Annotated in this window: 15 protein-coding genes and 1 pseudogene; 4 read left to right on the forward strand and 12 right to left on the reverse strand. The window is 64.3% G+C overall.

Annotated elements, in window-relative coordinates; all coding sequences use genetic code 11:
- Positions 1-75: 75 nt before the first annotated feature.
- The 8 genes from ACLNGM_RS02505 to ACLNGM_RS02540 form a co-directional block, all read right to left on the reverse strand.
- Entirely contained in the window at positions 76-2,646 is a 2,571-nt protein-coding gene (locus ACLNGM_RS02505; RefSeq protein WP_416357048.1) for a VCBS domain-containing protein, read from the reverse strand.
- 1,105 nt (positions 2,647-3,751) lie between these two features.
- Entirely contained in the window at positions 3,752-5,170 is a 1,419-nt protein-coding gene (locus ACLNGM_RS02510; RefSeq protein WP_416357049.1) for an HlyD family type I secretion periplasmic adaptor subunit, read from the reverse strand.
- An 8-nt stretch (positions 5,171-5,178) separates the two neighbouring features.
- Positions 5,179-5,454: a hypothetical protein gene (locus ACLNGM_RS02515; RefSeq protein ID WP_416357050.1), complete on the reverse strand. Its 276-nt coding sequence runs from the start codon at positions 5,452-5,454 to the stop codon at positions 5,179-5,181.
- A gap of 45 nt (positions 5,455-5,499) precedes the next feature.
- On the reverse strand, positions 5,500-6,903 hold the full coding sequence (locus ACLNGM_RS02520) for a type I secretion system permease/ATPase (RefSeq protein ID WP_416357051.1): 1,404 nt from the start codon (positions 6,901-6,903) through the stop codon (positions 5,500-5,502).
- Between the two features lie 226 nt (positions 6,904-7,129).
- A complete protein-coding gene (locus ACLNGM_RS02525) occupies positions 7,130-8,608 on the reverse strand; it encodes a hypothetical protein (RefSeq protein WP_416357052.1) in 1,479 nt (492 codons plus the stop codon).
- A 159-nt stretch (positions 8,609-8,767) separates the two neighbouring features.
- Positions 8,768-9,877, reverse strand: coding sequence for a glycosyltransferase (locus tag ACLNGM_RS02530; protein WP_416358542.1), 1,110 nt, complete (start codon positions 9,875-9,877; stop codon positions 8,768-8,770).
- Positions 9,878-9,996: 119 nt separating this feature from the next.
- Complete coding sequence (locus ACLNGM_RS02535) at positions 9,997-11,301, reverse strand: polysaccharide biosynthesis/export family protein (RefSeq protein ID WP_416357053.1); 1,305 nt, start codon at positions 11,299-11,301, stop codon at positions 9,997-9,999.
- Positions 11,302-11,432: 131 nt separating this feature from the next.
- The gene (locus tag ACLNGM_RS02540; protein WP_416357054.1) at positions 11,433-12,302 is read right to left on the reverse strand and encodes a glycosyltransferase family 2 protein; all 870 of its coding nucleotides are present in this window, start codon (positions 12,300-12,302) and stop codon (positions 11,433-11,435) included.
- A gap of 330 nt (positions 12,303-12,632) precedes the next feature.
- Between ACLNGM_RS02540 and ACLNGM_RS02545 the strand changes: the two genes are divergently transcribed.
- From ACLNGM_RS02545 to ACLNGM_RS02555, 3 genes and pseudogenes are all read left to right on the forward strand, one after another.
- Positions 12,633-13,355, forward strand: a complete 723-nt coding sequence (locus tag ACLNGM_RS02545; RefSeq protein ID WP_416357055.1) for a metallophosphoesterase — start codon at positions 12,633-12,635, stop codon at positions 13,353-13,355.
- A 491-nt stretch (positions 13,356-13,846) separates the two neighbouring features.
- Complete coding sequence (locus ACLNGM_RS02550) at positions 13,847-14,659, forward strand: IS5 family transposase (protein WP_416358543.1); 813 nt, start codon at positions 13,847-13,849, stop codon at positions 14,657-14,659.
- 77 nt (positions 14,660-14,736) lie between these two features.
- A pseudogene (locus ACLNGM_RS02555) lies at positions 14,737-15,051 on the forward strand (IS481 family transposase); the annotation flags it as partial.
- 29 nt (positions 15,052-15,080) lie between these two features.
- Here the strand turns inward: ACLNGM_RS02555 and ACLNGM_RS02560 are convergent.
- Genes ACLNGM_RS02560 through ACLNGM_RS02575 form a run of 4 tightly spaced genes read right to left on the reverse strand, consistent with a single transcriptional unit; the run spans position 15,081 to position 16,227 of the window.
- On the reverse strand, positions 15,081-15,518 hold the full coding sequence (locus ACLNGM_RS02560; protein ID WP_416357056.1) for a transposase: 438 nt from the start codon (positions 15,516-15,518) through the stop codon (positions 15,081-15,083).
- A 60-nt stretch (positions 15,519-15,578) separates the two neighbouring features.
- A complete protein-coding gene (locus ACLNGM_RS02565) occupies positions 15,579-15,701 on the reverse strand; it encodes a hypothetical protein (RefSeq protein ID WP_416357057.1) in 123 nt (40 codons plus the stop codon).
- Positions 15,702-15,730: 29 nt separating this feature from the next.
- Positions 15,731-15,877, reverse strand: a complete 147-nt coding sequence (locus tag ACLNGM_RS02570) for a hypothetical protein (RefSeq protein WP_416357058.1) — start codon at positions 15,875-15,877, stop codon at positions 15,731-15,733.
- Positions 15,877-16,227, reverse strand: coding sequence for a transposase (locus ACLNGM_RS02575; RefSeq protein WP_416357059.1), 351 nt, complete (start codon positions 16,225-16,227; stop codon positions 15,877-15,879). Before ACLNGM_RS02575 ends, ACLNGM_RS02570 begins: the two co-directional genes overlap by 1 nt.
- 308 nt (positions 16,228-16,535) lie before the next feature.
- Here ACLNGM_RS02575 and ACLNGM_RS02580 point away from each other — a divergent pair, with 308 nt between their 5' ends.
- Complete coding sequence (locus tag ACLNGM_RS02580) at positions 16,536-16,742, forward strand: hypothetical protein (RefSeq protein ID WP_416357060.1); 207 nt, start codon at positions 16,536-16,538, stop codon at positions 16,740-16,742.

The raw sequence follows: 16,742 nt of genomic DNA on the forward strand, positions 1-16,742 counted from the left end.
TTCCAAACGCAGACGTCCGACGCCCGGCCTTCGCCGGACGTTGGACCTGCAGCCTTCAGGATCGACGGGTGGTCCTCAGATGAGGAAGTCGGTCGTCGTCGTCGGCAGGACGCCGTCGATCACGAGCTCGGTGCTGATGATCGTGTGGTCGGAGAACTCGACCTCCGCAAAGACCTTGTTCGTGTCGCCGAGGATCGGCTTGAGGCTCGCCACGTCGAAGCGGATGGCCAGGCCGTTCGGCGTCTGGACGAAGCGATCGATGCCCAGGTCGCTGATCTCGACGCCGTTGACGAAGATGTCGACGTCGATCACGTCGGCGCGCGACAGAAGCGGCCTCATGATGGTGGAGCTGAACTGGTCCGTGGACGTGACCCGTTCCGCGCCGTCGGTATTGTCGATGATGTCGAGATACTGGAGCGGCACGGTGGGTCCGAGGCCGATCGCCGAGATCTGGGCACGGTAGTCGTTCTTCAGGATCGCCGCCTCGTCGGCGAAGCTGTTGACCGGGTTCGGCGCGCCGTCCGAAAGGAAGTAGACGTAGTTCCCTTCCGTCTTGTGCGGGTCCAGAATCTTCAGGCGGTCGATCACGGCCTGAAGCGCTTCCTCGTAGTTCGTGCCGCCGCCGTTATCGAGCGAGCGCAGGAAGTTGTCGATCGACGCGCTGCCGAGGTCAAAGGTGGTCGTCTTAAGGTTGGGGGTCGGGCCGGAGCTTACCCAGTCGGCCGGATCGGCCTTCGAGTTGAATGGCACGACGGTGATCGTCACGTCGTCCGGGTTGTAGCCGCTGTCGGTGATCAGCTTGTTCAGCTTGAGAAGACCGTCGATCTCGGCATCTAGGATCGTGTTGGCCCCGCCCTTTCCATTGAGGTCGCCGACGGCCGTGCCGCCGAACTTGTCATTGGTGCTGCCGGAGATGTCGACGACGTAGAAGAAGTTCTTCTTCACGCTTCCAACAGCGCCGAGGCTCAGATCGAGATCAATCTTACCATCGACGAAGCCGGTCTGCGCGGGTCCCGTCATCGACAGCGTCGTCGGCGCGCCGCTCTTGAGGGCGACGGTCTGGAACTGGGTCTGGAGCGGGGAGACGAAGAGGCCGGCGCCCTCGACATGGATGGTCGCGGTCGCAGTGCTCGTGCCCCCGAAGCCGTCGGCTACCTTGTAGTCGAACGAGACGTCCGCGGCCTGGCCGGTCGAGAGCTTGGCGAAGGTCGTGCCGGGGTCGAACACGACTCGGCCCGACGCGTCGATGCTGATCGTGCCTTCCTTGGGCTGCGACAGAATCTGGACCGCGAGGGGGCCGCCGTCGATGTTGGTGTCGTTGGCGAGCACGTCGAGCGTCACGCGGCCCTCGTCGGCGACGGTGAACGCGTCGTCCTTGGCGACGGGCGCGTCGTTGGTGCCGACGATCTTGAACTCGACCACCTTCGTAGTGCCGTCCACGGACGTGACGGTGAAGCTGTCGACCTTCACCTCGCCTTCCGCCAGATGCTGGACCAGCGCGTTCTTCACGGCGTAGTCGTACTCGCCGTTCGCCTCGAGGACCAAGCTTCCGAGATTGCCGGAGGCGCCGGTCACGACGGTCGAGAACGCCGCTTCGCCCTGATCGACGTCCGAGATCGAGATCGTGCCCTTGGAGACCAGGTTGCCGTCGACGACGTCCTTGTCTTCAACGAGCGTGGCGGACGCATTGCCGATGATCGCAGCGTCGTTGGTGCCGACGACCTTAAACTCGACCATCTTGGTCGTGCCGTCGACGGACTTGATGGTGAAGCTGTCGACCTTGACCTGGCCTTCCGCCAGATATTGGACCTGCACGTTCTTCACCGAGTAGGCGTATTCGCCGTTCGCCTTGAGCACCAAGGTTCCGACGTTACCGGAAGCGCCGGTGACGGCGGTCGAGAACTCCGCCTCGCACTGGTCGAGATCCGAGATCGAGATCTTGCCCTTGGCGACCAGGTTGCCGTCGGCGACGTTCTTGTCCTCGACGACGATGGCGTTGGTCACGTTGCCGATGACCGCCGCGTCGTTGGTGCCGACCACGGTGATGGCGACCTTCGCGACGTCGCAGTCGCCGTCCGCGTCCGTCACCTTGTAGGAGAAGTAGACGGTCGTCTTCTCGCCCGCCCGAAGGTAGTCGAAGCTGTTGCCGGCCGTGAACTCGAACGTGCCGTCCGTCTGGAAGTTGAGCTGGCCGGCGCTGGGCTTGTCGAGAAGCACGACGTTGCGGACCAGATCGGGCACGGAGTCGTTGGCGACGACGGAGCCGCGCACCGACGTGTTTTCCGTCACGGTGAAGCTGTCGTCACGCGCCCGGACGGCGTCGTCGGCGAGCGAGAGCTCGCGGCCGTCCACGATGATCTTGGCCTTCTCGATACTGTCGATGTCGAGGTTGAAGTTGTTGAACGAGAAGCTTTTGCAGCTGTACGAGCTATCCAGATAGCTCTTGAGCCGCGCCATGTCGGACTGGACCGTGCTCGACATCCACTGTTCGCGCGTGAACTCGAGGGTCAGCGTATCGCAGCCCCAGCCGCCGTCGATACTGTACTTCTTCGACTGCGAGTTCGTCATGTTGTAGGTGAAATTGTCATCCCACCAGGAGCCGTTAACGAAGACGCGCTTACCTAAGTTAATCGTGCTTCCAAACATGACGCTTCACCAACCCGATCAGTTTTAACAGTTGATAATGGCTAACGGTTTATTAATCCAAGGTTGTTCATAACGGACGCCATCGACTCGCGTCAATATGAAAGACGATGAACTTTTCTTATTAGGATTTGCATTTATCTAAATTGGAAACGGATGCTTCGAAAGCTATAATTATAAAATTTTACACAATTGACATGTGGCGCTTCCCGTCGATTTGCGAAACGACGCTACGGAAACAGGGGAACGGGCAGGAGGCGGGTTCGGCGGTGCCGGTCGGCGACCGGGAAACCCGCGATGCCGAAGACTGCGCAAACACGTCAAGCGCCTGAAATCATGGCATCGTCCGCCGGGAGCGGCGTCCTTTCAGGGCGTGCGGGCGCTCGACCTGAGCGGCGACGGCACTCGGGAAGCCCGATTGCGCGGCACGAGACCGTGTGGGATCGGTGAGTCGTAAAGGTCCGCAGGCACTGGTCCATGCGCACGCTTCGAGGACGAACGCCTGCACGCTCCGCTGGTGGCGGACGCGTCCAACGTTAAGGTTGACACTGGAAGGGCTGCTGGGCGGGGCTTGGGAGGCAGGAATCGGCGGCTGAAGCGAAGCGCTCAAGCGACGGGCGGCGTCGATCGGAGATGTCGTCGGACGTGGCGCGGCCGGCCCGATTCGGGAAGTCCGACGAAGCTTCTTTGGGGCGCCGCTCCCTTGGCGCAGGCGGCAAGGTCATCGGCCCGCCGACGCGGCGATCTCGCGCCCGTGTTCCCGGCAAGGGCCGACCGAGTCGCTCGGAGTGCTTGATGGATTTCGGATGCAGGGGGCCGACGACGACGGCAGGCGGCCCTACTCGCGTCGCGCACAGCCTATGCCGCGTTCAAGGCCATGCGACGATGGCGGAGGGCGAGGCCAGGAGAGTGAACGGATCGATCCCTCAGGGTTCCGTTGGGGCGCTGTATAGGCTCGTCCGAGATCGTCTTCAGGCCGGCTGCCGGGTTTTCGGCCGCTCGCTGGGTTACGCCTGAGGCAAGCCGCCGGCTTCACTTTCCTGTGAACCTCCGATGCGCTCCTGCATCGGCGGTGCCCGGCGCCTCGCGCCGGGCTGGCTCTGAGCCTCTAGCGGAACGCGCGGTTCAGCTGGTCCGTCAGCGGCTTCGACAGATAGGAGATGATCGTGCGCTCGTTGGTTTGGATGAACACTTCGAGCGGCATGCCCGGCACGATCTGGAGCGAGCCGAGGCGGTTCATCTCCTCGTGCGACACGCTGATGCGCGCGGTGTAGAAGCTCGCCCCAGAGCGTTGATCGCGTTCGAGGTCGGGCGAGATGCGGCTCAGCGCTCCGTTGATCACCGGCGTGGTGCCGCGGTCGAAGGCGGAGAAGTGGATCTCAGCCTTCTGTCCGGGGAACACCTGGTCGATGTCGGTCGGCCGGATGTGCACCTCGCCGACGAGCGCGTCGTTGCCTGGCACGATCCGCATCAGCACCTCGGCCGGCTGGACGACCCCGCCCACGGTGTGGATCGCCAGTTCGTGCACGGTGCCGCTCTGGGGCGCGACGATGACGCTACGCAGCTTGGACTCCTGCGCGATGATCCGGCGCTCGGCATATTCCGAGACTTCCTGCTGCGTCTGCGCGATCTGGTCGGTGAGCTCGGCGCGAAGCGACTGGTCGACCTGGAGGATCTGAAGTCGGATCTCGGAGACCCGTCCCTTGTTGGAGGCGATTGCCGAAACGAGCGCGGCGCGGCGCCCCTGAAGCTGCGTGAGGCTGCGCTCGACTTCCGAAAGGCGCTCGTAGGCGATGAGCTTACGCTTGAAGAGGTTGCGCAGGCCGTTGACCTCGTTCTCGGTGAAGGCCAGCTCGTCCGAGGCGGCGGCGAGCTGGGCTTCCTGGCCTCTCGCCTCTTCCTCGGTCTGGCTGATGCGCTCGCCGAGCTGCTCGCGCTGCCCTTCGCGGCTTTCCCGCCGCAGTTCGAACTGGCGCCGCTCCACGTCTAGGAAACGGTCCGTGTGCGGCTCGAGCGCGTGCATCTCGGGGGTCACGCCCGGAAACGTCAGCTCGGTGAGCCCGTCGCGCTCGGCGATCAGACGGTCGAGGCGTGCCTGCTTCTGGACGAGGCTGCTGGTCGCCGCGCGAAGCTGCGCGTCCGCGACCACCTGGTCGAGGACGACGAGCGTCTGGCCTGCCTTGACGACGTCGCCGTCGGCCACCAGCAGCTCGCGCACGATGCCGCCCGTCTGATGCTGGACGGCCTTCGGGCCGGTCTCGACGACGATGACGCCCGAGCTGACCACGGCGCCGGCGATCACCGTCTTGGTCAGGAACACCGCAATCGCGGTGGTGAAGCCGAGGGTGATCAGGACGGCACCGCGCATGCTGCGGCGCAGCCGCTGGTAGCTGCCGGTGTTCCCCGCCTCCACGACGTCGAGCGACGCCAGCGGCTGTTCCTGCGACGACAGGCGCGAGACCGAACCTCCCGACTTCGTGGTGGCGATCTGGGAACCGGTGTCGCGGGCGGGCAACTTGTCGTCCATGATGACCCTCAGGCAGCCGTGACGGCGGGGACGGGCGTGGCTGCGGGGACCGGCGCGGGAGCGGGCGCCGGGCGTACCAGCATGTTTTCCAGGATCTCGTCGCGCGGCCCCATGCGCAGGACCCGCCCCTCCTGCATGACCATGACCTGGCTGACGGCGGCTAACGCGCTCGGACGGTGCGCGACGATGACGACGATGCCGCCCCTTTCGCGCGTCGCCATCATGGCGTTCTGCAGCGCCGCCTCGCCGTCCTGGTCGAGATTGGAGTTCGGCTCATCGAGCACCAGGAGGAACGGGTTGCCGTAGAGCGCGCGCGCCAGGCCGATGCGCTAGCTCTGGCCGCCCGACAGTCCGCTTCCGGTCTCGTCGATCATCGTGTCGTAGCCGTCCGGCAGACGGGCGATCATCTCGTGGACACCGCACAGGCGTGCGGCGGCCACGACGCTCGCAGGCTCGGCGTTCGGCTCGAAGCGGGCGATGTTCTGCGCGATCGTCCCCTCGAACAGCGCGACGCGCTGGGGAAGATAGCCGAGGAACTTTCCGCGTTGCGTGGACGCCCACTGACTCGCGAGGCTTCCGTCGAAGCGCACCGTGCCGTTCTGCGGCGGCAGGAGGCCGACCAGGGCGCGCACGAGCGTGGACTTGCCCGAACCCGTGGCGCCGATGATGCCGAGCCCCTCGCCAGCACGCAGGCCGAACGAGACGTCGCGCACCACCAGCCGGTTGACGTTGAACGGGGAGAGCGACACGTTCTCGCAGGTCAGGGTCCGCGTCGGGTTGGGAACGGTGAAGCGCGCGGTCTCCGCCGGATGCTCGCGCAACAGCTTGTCCAGGCGGGTCCGGCTCTGCCGGGCGTTGACGAAGGATTTCCAGTGCTGAATCGACAGCTCGATCGGCGCGAGCGCGCGGGCCGACAGGATGGAGCTGGCGATCATGATGCCGCCCGTCGCGTCCTGGTTGATGACGAGATACGCGCCCAGCGCCAGCACGAAGGACTGAAGCATCATGCGGAACGAGCGCGACATCGAGCTCAGGAGGGTCTGGATGTCGGACAGGCCGCGGCTTGTCTCGACGATCCTGTCGCCGACCTTGCGCCAAGACGAAGACATGGCCAGCGTCATGCCCATGGACTGCAGCGTCTCGGCATTGGTCTGGCTGGCCTGCATCAGGCTCGACCGGCGGCTCATCGCATCGTGCAGGTTCTGCGAGGGACGCTTGTTCAGCATCTCGCTCGCGATCGTCAGCGCGATCAGGAAGAGCGCGCCCACGACAACCGCCGTGCCGATCGCCCAGTGGAACGCGAAGCAGATGCCGATGTAGATCGGAATCCAGGGAAGGTCGAATAGCGCGGTCGGACCCATCGACGACAGGAACGAGCGCAGCTGATCAAGATCGCGGACCGCTCCGCCCGCCTCGTTGCTTCCGGCGGCCGCGCGGCGCACGAGAAGATCGTAGGCCCGCCCGTTCAGCGATTCCTTGATTACCAGTCCGACGCGCGTCAGCATCCGGCCGCGTGCGATGTCGACGAAGGCCTGGAAGATGTAGACGACGATGACGATCAGGCCGAGGGCGATCAGAGTCGGGACGCTGCCGCTGGGAATGACGCGGTCGTACACCGCGAGCATGAAGATCGAGCCCGTCAGCGCCAGGATGTTGGCCACGCCGCTCAGGAGACCGACAGAAAGAAACGCGCTCCGGCACTGGCCGAGGCATTTGGAAATCTCTGATTCCATCGAGTCTGAGCCCGTTCCACTTACGGAGCGCAGCCGGCGAACTCCGGCTCGCCGACCCGCTCCAGCTCGTTGTTCTGTTGCCTTGTCCGGCGGCGAAGCGGCCTCGCTTCGCAAAGGAAACGCTCCAGCCGCTCGCATCCTATTGGGGAGGGCATAAAACTTCCCTAAGGAAACTGCAATCAGACGACGTATAGCAACTTGATAATAGTCCTCCGACAACCGGCCTCTATCGAAGCATCGTGCCGGAAACATGGCGCCGCGAAAGCGCCGGCGCCGTGGATTGCGGCGGCGGGCTCAGCGCCGGTGCGCCGCCCCGCTGGCGCAAGGTATCGCCCCGGATTCCGATGGCCATGAGGAGCCCGAACTGGAAGGCCCAGAAGGCGCCGAAGTCCGCGCTGGTGCCCACGAGCAGGTTAACCGTGAACAGCGGCAGGAAGGCCCAGCGGACCGCGCTGACGATCGCCGTCCCTTCGCTGTCGGACGGATGGGCCCTGCGGGCCAGGAGTTGCAGCAGGAAGCCGTAGAAAAGGAGGGCGCCCACCACGCCGGTGCTGCTGAGCACCGCGACCAGCGCGTTCGAGGGACGCGTGGAGCCGACGCCGACGCCGATCCCGTAGGTATCGATCATCGCCTGCAGCGAGACCGCGGTCCACATGTTGCGCTCCTCGAAGGAATGCGACGTCGTCTTCTGCAGGACCATTCGGTCGAACATCGCGGTGATCGGGTCGAGCAGCGACGGGGCGACGAAGATGACGGCCAGAAGCGCGAAGACGCCGCCGAAGGCCAGCCAGAACTCCGGCACCAGCCCCCGTCCCCGACGCGGGTCCCGGCCCGAGGAGTAGGCGCGCCAGAACCATTCGCCCCCGAGAAGGCCGAGAAGCATGACCAGCGCGACATAGGTCGACGAGGACGTCGACAGCCAGCAGAACAGCGTGAGCCCGCCGATGAGCGCGAAGAAGATATGGCTGGGAACGAGCCGTCCGCTGACCCAGTGCCGCAGGAAGACCAGCATGCACAGGAAGTTCAGGCAGAGATTGCCGTAGGTCGAAGCCTCCGGCATCAGGCCGATGACCCTCTTGGCGCCGAGCACTTCGACGTCGGTCAGAAGCGCGTAGGTCGCCGTGCGGAACGGCTCCAGGAGAGGGGTGATTGGGGCGTACTGGCTGGCGAAGTCCAGAAAGCCCGTGCCGACCGCCACGCAGCCGCCGACGAAGAGGCCCATCAGCGCGTGGCGCCTCAGGCTCTCGTTCTGCAGGAGGCGTGCGAAGGCGACGACGGTGATGACGGAAATCGTGAGATAGGCGAGCTGCGAGATGTTCTGCGGCGTCGGATACAGCGGATAGGAGGCATTCAGCGTGCCGCGCACGGGAATGATCTCGATCTGCCCGATGAAGATCCTCGGCATGAAGATCGTCGTCAGCGTCGCCACGACCCAGAACAGGAAGAGCAGCAGGCCGCGCTTCGGCATCAGCGCGCTGGCGATGGTGAAGTTGAGGCCCTTGAGATGTGCAAGGGTCCGCAGGGCGATCAGCAGCGCCACGATCGGCGTCGGGGTGAAGGTAAGGCCGGCGGTCATCGCGGGCGGAAGAACCGCCATGGAGCCGAACGACATGGTGCCGAAGAAGAGATAGATGAGGACCGGCCGCGGGCTGAACAGGCCCCAAATCGCCAGGATCCAAAAGATCGCGATCGGAATCACGAACATCGCCAGCTTATCCCTTGGCAAGGCAGCCCGGCCGGTCCACGGCCCGTGCGGGGCGCGCGAACTCGCGCCCGGACCCCATGCCGATCGCCAGTCGGCATGCTATCCGATTGCTGCGTCAATTGAAACGCATCGTTTGAAGGACCGGCGGCCCCTCCCGGCTCATTCGCCGGGAAGGGTGTCCTGCTCCTTGGCGGCCGGGGCGATCGACATGCCGCCGCGCGAGGCGTGCAGGGCCGACTCGATCAGCGCGATCATGTTCCTGCGGAACTTCTCCGGCCCGAAGGTCTCGGCATGCGCGCGGATGGTCTGCGGGTTGAACCAGCCCTGCGAGGCTTCGAAACGGTCGATCGCGTCGTTCAAGGAATCGATCGTCTGCGCCTTAAAGCGCACTCCCGTCTCGGGCGTCACCGTTTCGCGGGCGCCGCCGGAATCGAAGGCGATCACCGGCGCCCCGGCGGCCATCGCTTCCACCGGCAGGATTCCGAAGTCTTCCTCGCCGGGGAAGATCAGGGCACGGCAGCGCTGCAGATGATCGCGCAGGACCGGGAAGGATTGGTAGCCGGTGAAGACGATGTTGGACCCGGCGATGCGCTGCAGGCGCTCGCGCTGCGGCCCTTCGCCGATCACGATGAGGCGGCGCCCGGACTTGGTGAAGGCCTCGACGGCGATGTCCACCCGCTTGTAGCCGACGATCTGCCCGGCGCAGAGGTAGAAGTCCTCGCGCGGCTGCTGCCAGTCGAAGTCCTGAACCGCCACGGGCGGATGAACCACCATGCTGTCGCGCCGGTAGAACTTGCGGATGCGCCGCCCGACATGGGCGGAATTGGCGGCGAAGGCGTCGACGCGCGCCGAGGTCGTCACGTCCCAGATGCGCAGGAGCGGCGCGAACAGGTTCATCATGAAGCGGCCGACACGGCCGAGATCGCCCTGGTAGACGTGGAAGTGGTCCCAGATGTAGCGCATCGGCGAGTGGCAGTAGCAGATGTGCAGCGCGTCGGGGCGGGTGATGACGGCCTTGGCCGGGCCGGACTCGCTGGAGATCACCAGATCGAACGCCTGGAGGTCGAACTGCTCCAGCGCGAACGGCATGAGCGGCAGCATCTTGGTGTAGTTGCGGCGGGCCGTCGGGATGCGCTGCAGGAAGGACGTGTGGATGGTCTTGCTCTGGAGGAGCGGCGACAGCTTCTCGCGGTCGCAGACGAGCGTAAAGATTTCCGCGTCGGGGAACATCCTGCACAGTTCCTCAACGACCTTCTCGCCGCCGCGCATCGTGACAAGCCAGTAGTGAACGATCGCGACCTTCACGGCCTCTCCTCTATGATGCCGACATCGTCTGGGGACCCGTCCGCGCCCGCCGGCTGGCGGCGGGGACAACGGGCGCGTAGCGCCTAGCGCTTCTTGGGGGTGGGCTTGGGAACAGGCTTGGACGCGGTGTTCGAGGCGGTCTTGGCCTCGGCCGGAGCGGACGCCTCGCGCGCGGCACCGGAAGCCGCCGGCACGTCGTTCAGCCTCACCACGACCGTGTCGCCGGGCATGACGGCCGTGTCGAGCGTGGCGGCGACGACGCCCTGCGTTTCTCCGCGCACGAGTTCCACGGTCGGCTCGGAGTCGCGGGGCTGGAAGAACTGAAGGCGCTGGCGCAGCCGCTCGAGTTCGGCCTGCGTCGACAGGAGATCCAGCGACGCCTGCTTCTGGTTGGCGAGGTTCTGCATCCGGCGATCGGTCGAGGCTTCCTCGTAGGAGCGGCGCATCTCGACGAGCTCGCGGTCGAGGCGGGCGACCTCGGCCGATGTGTCGAGCGCGCGGCTCGCCACGAGAAAGACCAGCCGCTGCGCATCGTTCAGGCGCCCGACCTGCACGAGGCCCTTGGAGAAGAGCGCTTCGACGCGCTCCAGTTCCTCGTGATAGGAGCGGTTCTCCTCCTCGAGGTTCTTCTGCGATTCGGCCAAGAGTTCGGACCGCTTCTCGATGGTGAGGATGCCCTGCGAGATCGTGTTCCGGTGCTCGGTGAAGTCCTGCCGGCGCGTGTCGAAGAGGTCCTGCTCGCTCTGCCGCAGGGCCGCGCGCTTTCCCGCGTCCAGCCCGTTGTCGGGCACGGCGTCGAAGGCGGGAGCTTCGGCCTCGGCGAGTTCGGCTTCGATCCGGGCCGCCTGGAAGCGCAGGGACGTCTCGCGTGCGAGAAGCGCCAGCTCCTGCTCCTTGGCGCCCAGAAGTTCAAGGGACGGATCCTGGCGCGTGCGGAAGGGGCTCGCCCCGCCCGCCACGGAGATCGCCTGGCGGACCGTCATGCCGGGCCGGAAGGGTTGCGCGCCGGGCGTCAGGATATCGCCGGACATGAACACGGGGCGATATTCGGCGATGTCGAGGACGATCGCCTCGGGAAAGACGGCATCCCAGACCGCGCGCCCGTTCTCGTCCCGCCCGATTGGGAAGGACCCCACCTTCAGGCGGCCAACGACGGCCTGACGGAGCTCTTCGAGCGTCAGGCCGCCTGCCTCGAAGCGGCCGCCGACCGGCACGTTGATCTGGCCGCCGAGATCAATCACCAGGCGCTCGCTGATCGGGTTGGCGCTCAGGATCGAGAACTGGAGGACGTCGCCCGGCTGTAGACGATAATCTTCCGCGAAAGCCGGCCCCGCGAAGAGCAGGGCGACAAACCCGGCAAGCGGAAACAGTCTTTTGAGATGGCGCATCGGACGTCCGTGGCGGAACATGATCGTATCATATCTCCAGCTTATATTGCGCTGCAAGATGAAATCCTCCCGCCGCTCAACGGAAAGAACAGCCATTGGAGCGCTAGATCCTACGTGATCTGGAGGAATGACTACAGCTTCATGACCTTTTCGGGATCGATCCTGCTGCGCGCCACGTCCATCAGGGCCAGGAGATTGCCCTTCAACCGGCCGACGCGGTCGATTCGCGGTTCGGGCCTGATGCTGCGCACTAGGTTGGAGAGGAGGTTCTGGCGCATCAGCCGATAGGCGAGGTGACGCGGGATGCTGCCCTTGCGCAGGAGATATACGGGGTTGGCGATCTGCGAATAGCCCAGCCGCCGCCCCGATGTGCGTCCGCCCTTGACCCCCATATGGACACCGACGAACGCGTCGCTCTTCACCAGCTTTCCGCGCTTGGCGAGGCGATGGGTGAAGTCGATGTCCTCGAGCCAGCCGTAAAGGGGAAGCCGTTCGTCAAACTCCATCCCGCCGCAGGCGGACAGCCGCACGGTCATGTTGCAGCCGTACAGGGCCTCGATCGGCCGCTCGCGGCATTCCGCACCGGCGGCGTACCCCTCGGCGAGCCGCACCGCCTCGCCGAACGTGATGGCCTCGCCATGGATGCCGTCGGCGATCAGCATGCCGGTCGCGCCTGCCAGATCGGGGTCCGAATCGAAGCGTGTCTCGATCGCGCGGAGATAATCGCGATGGGGAACGAAGTCGTCGTCGAAGAAGACGAGGATGTCGGCCCGTCCGGCGACGTGGGCGAGGGCGCGGTTCCGCTGCCGGCACAGGCCGGCCTGCCCGAAGATCGTCTCGATCTGCGGCGCGATGCGCTCCAAGCCCTCGACGTCCTTGTCCGAGACGGCGGAAACGACGATGCCGTCCGCCGGCCGGGATTGCCAGCCCAGCCATTCCACGACGCGCGCGACGGTTTCGGGCCGGCCGATGGTAGCGATGGCAACGAAGATGCGGGTCACGTCGGGCCCTTTGATCCGTTCGAACAAGCGGTCATGCGAACTCTCGGGCAAGTCGGACGCGAACGCGGCCGGCCGGCTAGAGCATGGTGCCTTGAGTAGCGAGGAACACGCTGCTGCGGGCGGCCTCGACTATCACAATCCTCCGGTGGTTGAGAAGCATCCTTCTCCCTACGACGTACGCCCTTGCTTCCCGCACTTGACGGCGCCTCCGGCCGACGCGAAGACATTCGGCGAACCGAGCGGCAGCCGAATTCTATGAGACGTGTGCTCCAGCGCTTCAATCCCTTCGCACAAGCCGCGCGGGGCTCGCAGAAGTGGCGGAGCCGCCCCGTGCTCCCCAGCGATCCCGACGTCATCTACGCGATCGGCGACGTTCACGGCTGTCTCGGCGCTCTCCTGGACTTGGAACGGGCCATCGTGAAGGACAGCGCCCGTTGGCCCGGCTTCAAGCTGATCGTCATGCTGGGCGACTATGTAGATCGGGGACCGGAAAGCGCCGGCGTGTTGGCGCATCTGTCGAAGGGGCCGCCGGTAGGCTTTCGGCGCGTCTGCCTCTGCGGAAATCACGATGATCTCTTCCTGCGGATATTTCAGGAACCCTCCTCGCTCCACGCTTGGCTGGATATCGGCGGATCGAAGACGCTGCAGTCCTACGGCATCGATTTCCCGCAGCTACAGCAAGAGTTGCGCAATGGTTCGGTCTGGGCGACCGACTTCATTCGTTCGACCGTGCCGCCTGAGCACCTCCATGGCCTCGCTCGACTTCCAGTAAGCTTGACAACCCCCACTTGGTTTTTCGCGCATGCCGGTGCGCGTCCTGGCATTGCTTTAGAGCGTCAGACGGATGAGGATCTGATGTGGATCCGACGAGAGTTTCTGGAAGCGCCCGCGGGCTCCTTCGACCGTATAGTGGTTCATGGCCATACACCGACTGCTGTCCCTTACTATGACGCCTTCCGGATTGGGGTAGATACTGGCGCCTTCGGCGGCGGCAGACTAACAGCAGCACGCTTGACGCGCGATGCAGTGTCATTTCTCCACATCGATGCCTAAATATATGATCCAAAATGACCTGATAGATGCTTTATTTTTGCCTTAGAGGGGAAGATTTATAAATATCGGTATTCGGAAATTTATTCAGGAACGAAGAGATCGAATCTACCACAGCCGCGGATTATTTTATAGGGATCAGAGTTTTTGCTATTCAATGACTCCCTCCATTGACAGAGGGGGGGCTGCGAAGGGGCGGGGGTTATCGATTGATCTCCGGCATCGAGCTTTGCAGACGCTTCGTGATGGTGCCCAGATGTACCCGGTGGCCGAGCGGTTTGAGATTACGATTGCCTTGCCTGGGTGTTCGCGCTTGCAGGATCGGCAGGCTGCAGCGAAGTAATGCCGATGGACGTGGACGATTGCTTAAGTCGCATCGATGAGGAGGCCACGTTCCTGCAAGCTTATGTGTTTAGAGCCCGTCCGGAAAGGGTTGAGTGGCCGGCGTCCGGCTGATTCCGTGGAGGTGTTCGAAGCCTTCCTTGGAGCCAGGCATGTGGACGCCAGCCACCCGCGCCCAGCATAACAGAGACCATCTTCGCTATTCGAGCGATCTGACCGACGCTGAATGGGCGTTGATCGAACCCGTGCTGCCGAAGGCGGCCGCAACCGGTCGGCCTCGAGCCTGGCCGATGCGCGAGATCGTCAACGCGGTTCTGTTCATCCTGCGTTCCGGCTGCCCGTGGCGCATGCTGCCGGACCACTTTCCGCCGCGCAGCACGGTCTGGGACTGGTTCCGCCGGTTCCGTGACGAGCGCCTGTTCGAAGGTCTGGGCCATCGTCTGGTTCTGGCCGATAGGGAGCGATGCAGCCGCCCAGCCTCGCCCAGCGCGGCGGTCATGGACAGCCAGACCGCACGGACCTGCGAGAGCGGCGGGCCGCGCGGTTACGACGGTGCCAAGCGCATCGTCGGTCGCAAGCGCCACGCGCTGGTCGATACCGACGGCCGATTGCTGACGGTCGTCGTCGGCGCAGCGTCGGTTCAGGACCGTGACGGCGCCGGTCCGCTTGCCCGCGCCTCGCGTCACCGCTTCCCTTTCGTCGAGCGCATCTTCGCCGATCGAGGCTATCAGGGCGAAAGGGTTCGGCGAACCAGCCCGGTGCCGGTCGAGATCGTGCGACCAAGACCCGGCCAGATCGGCTTCGCTGTGCAGCCAAGGCGCTGGGTGGTCGAGAGAACCTTCGCCTGGCTAGGCCGCAATCGGCGGCTTTGGAAGGACGCTGAGACGACAATCGCCTCCTCGACTGCTTTCCTTCACGCTGCAGCCGCAAACGTCCTCATTCGCCGCATCGCCTCGGCAGAATGAGTTTCCAGACGGACTCTTAGGTGTTTGATCCCAGGGTTTGATGGTGTGATCCTTTCCGTAGAATGGAAGGAGGCCCTATGGGACAGGTTCGTCACGGCAGCGCCACGACCACGCACGCCGTCCGAGCAGCCATACAGTGATCGCTTGTTTTCCTCGCGACGCTGAGCCGGGAGCTCGGCATCAATCCGAAGACGGTGGCCAAGTGGCGCAAACGTCAGACCCTGGAGGACAGGAAGACCGGACCGAAGGAGCCGCGTTCGACGACATTAAGCGAGGCCGAGGAGGCGATGGTCGTGGCGTTCCGCCGGCAGACGCTGCTGCCACTGGATGATTGCCTCTACGCCTTGCAGCCGGCGGTCCCGCATCTGACCCGGTCAGCGTTGCACCGGTGCCCGGAGTGGGCCCCTCGGGCCGGACAGGATCAGGTGCTTTCTTTGACCGTCCGGCGATCGTGTTGAATCTCGAACTGCACGGGGCTGAGATAACCGGGGGCTGAATGGAGGCTTCGGTAGTTGTAGATCCCGTCTATGAAGCGAGGAAGGTGCTCGACGACATCGGCGAAGGTTTCGAAGGCCATCGGGTAGACGCCCTCGACCTTCAGCGTCTTCATGAAGCTTTCCGCCTTTGCGTTGTAGTACGGGTTTCCGCGCCGTCCCATCGAGCCGACAAGACCATAAGCCAAGAGGAGTTGCCGATAGGACCCGGCCGCATATTGCGAGCCGCGATCAAAGTGATGAAGACAGCCAGGCGGCGGTTTGCGGCCTTCGACCGCCACGTGGAGAGCGGCCGACGTTAGCCGAGCGTCGATGGAACGGCTGATGGCGTAGCCGACGACACGGCGCGACCAGGCATCGAGCACCACCGCGACGTAGGCGAACCCGCTAGGGATCGTGACATAGGTTATGTCGGCGACCCAAAGCTAATCGGGGCCGTCCGGCACCACCCCGACAGTCAGGTTTGGGAAGATCGGCTGATCGTGATCGCTGTTCGTCGTCGTCGCGAACCTTCGACGCATTCGAGGCTGAAGGTCGTGTTCGCGCATCAGGCGACGGATCTTCTTGTGGTTGACGATCAGCCTCCGGCACGAAGAGCGGCACGGACACGACGCCAGCCGTAATGCTCGAACTCCTCGCAGATGGTGCCGATCACCTCGACGACCGCGGTGTCGTCGGAGCGACAGGCGGGTTCATCGTAGGAGGTAGAGCGCGGCAGATCCATCAGCCGGCATCCTTCGGCAACCCCGATGCCCGCGGGCCGGCAATGGCGGACATGGTCCCGCTTCTCGACGATGCTCCTGGTCGAAGAGCCCCTTTTGGAAACTCCAGCTCGAGCGACTGTTTGCCTACAAGGCGCTCCAAGGCCGCAATCCGTGCTTCGTAGTCCTGGAGAAGATCGGCGGCGAGAATATCCTCGTCCAGTGCTCCTGCCTGAAACTTCTCCACCCAGATCCGGATCAGGTTACGAGAAACGTCGTGCCGCTTCGAGAGCCCGTGCAGGGTCTCGCCGAGAAGGTACTCCTGCGCCACCTGCCGTTTGAACTCGACGCTGTGGGTGCGATGCTTGGTCATGGCCTTCATCCTCTAAAAGCCCGTCAGCACGGTCAATTACGAGACGCGATCCTGTCCGGCTCGAGGGGCCCCACTCCATTAGTCCGGTATTTTTGAACTCCGTTCCCCTGCTGTCACGTCCGCATAGGCGAAGTGCGACGTGTCGGGGTCGCGCAGGATGTCAGGTGTCAGAAGGGGGCGCTTGACCATGGTCGGCTCCGGGATCGTTCGAGGCATGCGGCGCTACGCCGATCCCAAGGGGATCGTCGCGATGGTTCAGCGCCGTATGGTCATCGTCCTGATCATGCCGGAGCCCTATCTGGGAGCGGATGAGCGTGTCGATTGAAATCGTAGCAGGCGGTTACGAAGGCGTAAACGACCGCAACTTCGGCGGGCCGAGCGGCAATGAAAGCCTTTGGTGGCGGTTGCTACCTAATGGCGAACTTTTCAAAGGGCAGACCATTCGCCAGCGAGCTGGCCGCAACCGTCCTGTTCTAGCTATCAGCTATCAGCTATCAGCTATCAGCCTAGTTTAG

The sequence above is a fragment of the Aureimonas phyllosphaerae genome (assembly GCF_047943035.1).
GTDB classification, from domain to species: Bacteria; Pseudomonadota; Alphaproteobacteria; order Rhizobiales; family Rhizobiaceae; genus Aureimonas; species Aureimonas phyllosphaerae.

Bases quoted from the DNA above. Each gene is read 5' to 3' on its own strand.
- ACLNGM_RS02535 (WP_416357053.1), bottom strand. From the start codon at position 11,301: ATGCGCCATCTCAAAAGACTGTTTCCGCTTGCCGGGTTTGTCGCCCTG.
- ACLNGM_RS02565 (WP_416357057.1), bottom strand. From the start codon at position 15,701: ATGCGCGAACACGACCTTCAGCCTCGAATGCGTCGAAGGTTCGCGACG.
- ACLNGM_RS02505 (WP_416357048.1), bottom strand. From the start codon at position 2,646: ATGTTTGGAAGCACGATTAACTTAGGTAAGCGCGTCTTCGTTAACGGC.
- ACLNGM_RS02575 (WP_416357059.1), bottom strand. From the start codon at position 16,227: ATGACCAAGCATCGCACCCACAGCGTCGAGTTCAAACGGCAGGTGGCG.
- ACLNGM_RS02550 (WP_416358543.1), top strand. From the start codon at position 13,847: ATGTGGACGCCAGCCACCCGCGCCCAGCATAACAGAGACCATCTTCGC.
- ACLNGM_RS02525 (WP_416357052.1), bottom strand. From the start codon at position 8,608: ATGTTCGTGATTCCGATCGCGATCTTTTGGATCCTGGCGATTTGGGGC.
- ACLNGM_RS02580 (WP_416357060.1), top strand. From the start codon at position 16,536: ATGAGCGTGTCGATTGAAATCGTAGCAGGCGGTTACGAAGGCGTAAAC.
- ACLNGM_RS02520 (WP_416357051.1), bottom strand. From the start codon at position 6,903: ATGGAATCAGAGATTTCCAAATGCCTCGGCCAGTGCCGGAGCGCGTTT.
- ACLNGM_RS02510 (WP_416357049.1), bottom strand. From the start codon at position 5,170: ATGGACGACAAGTTGCCCGCCCGCGACACCGGTTCCCAGATCGCCACC.
- ACLNGM_RS02570 (WP_416357058.1), bottom strand. From the start codon at position 15,877: ATGGATCTGCCGCGCTCTACCTCCTACGATGAACCCGCCTGTCGCTCC.
- ACLNGM_RS02530 (WP_416358542.1), bottom strand. From the start codon at position 9,877: ATGCGCGGCGGCGAGAAGGTCGTTGAGGAACTGTGCAGGATGTTCCCC.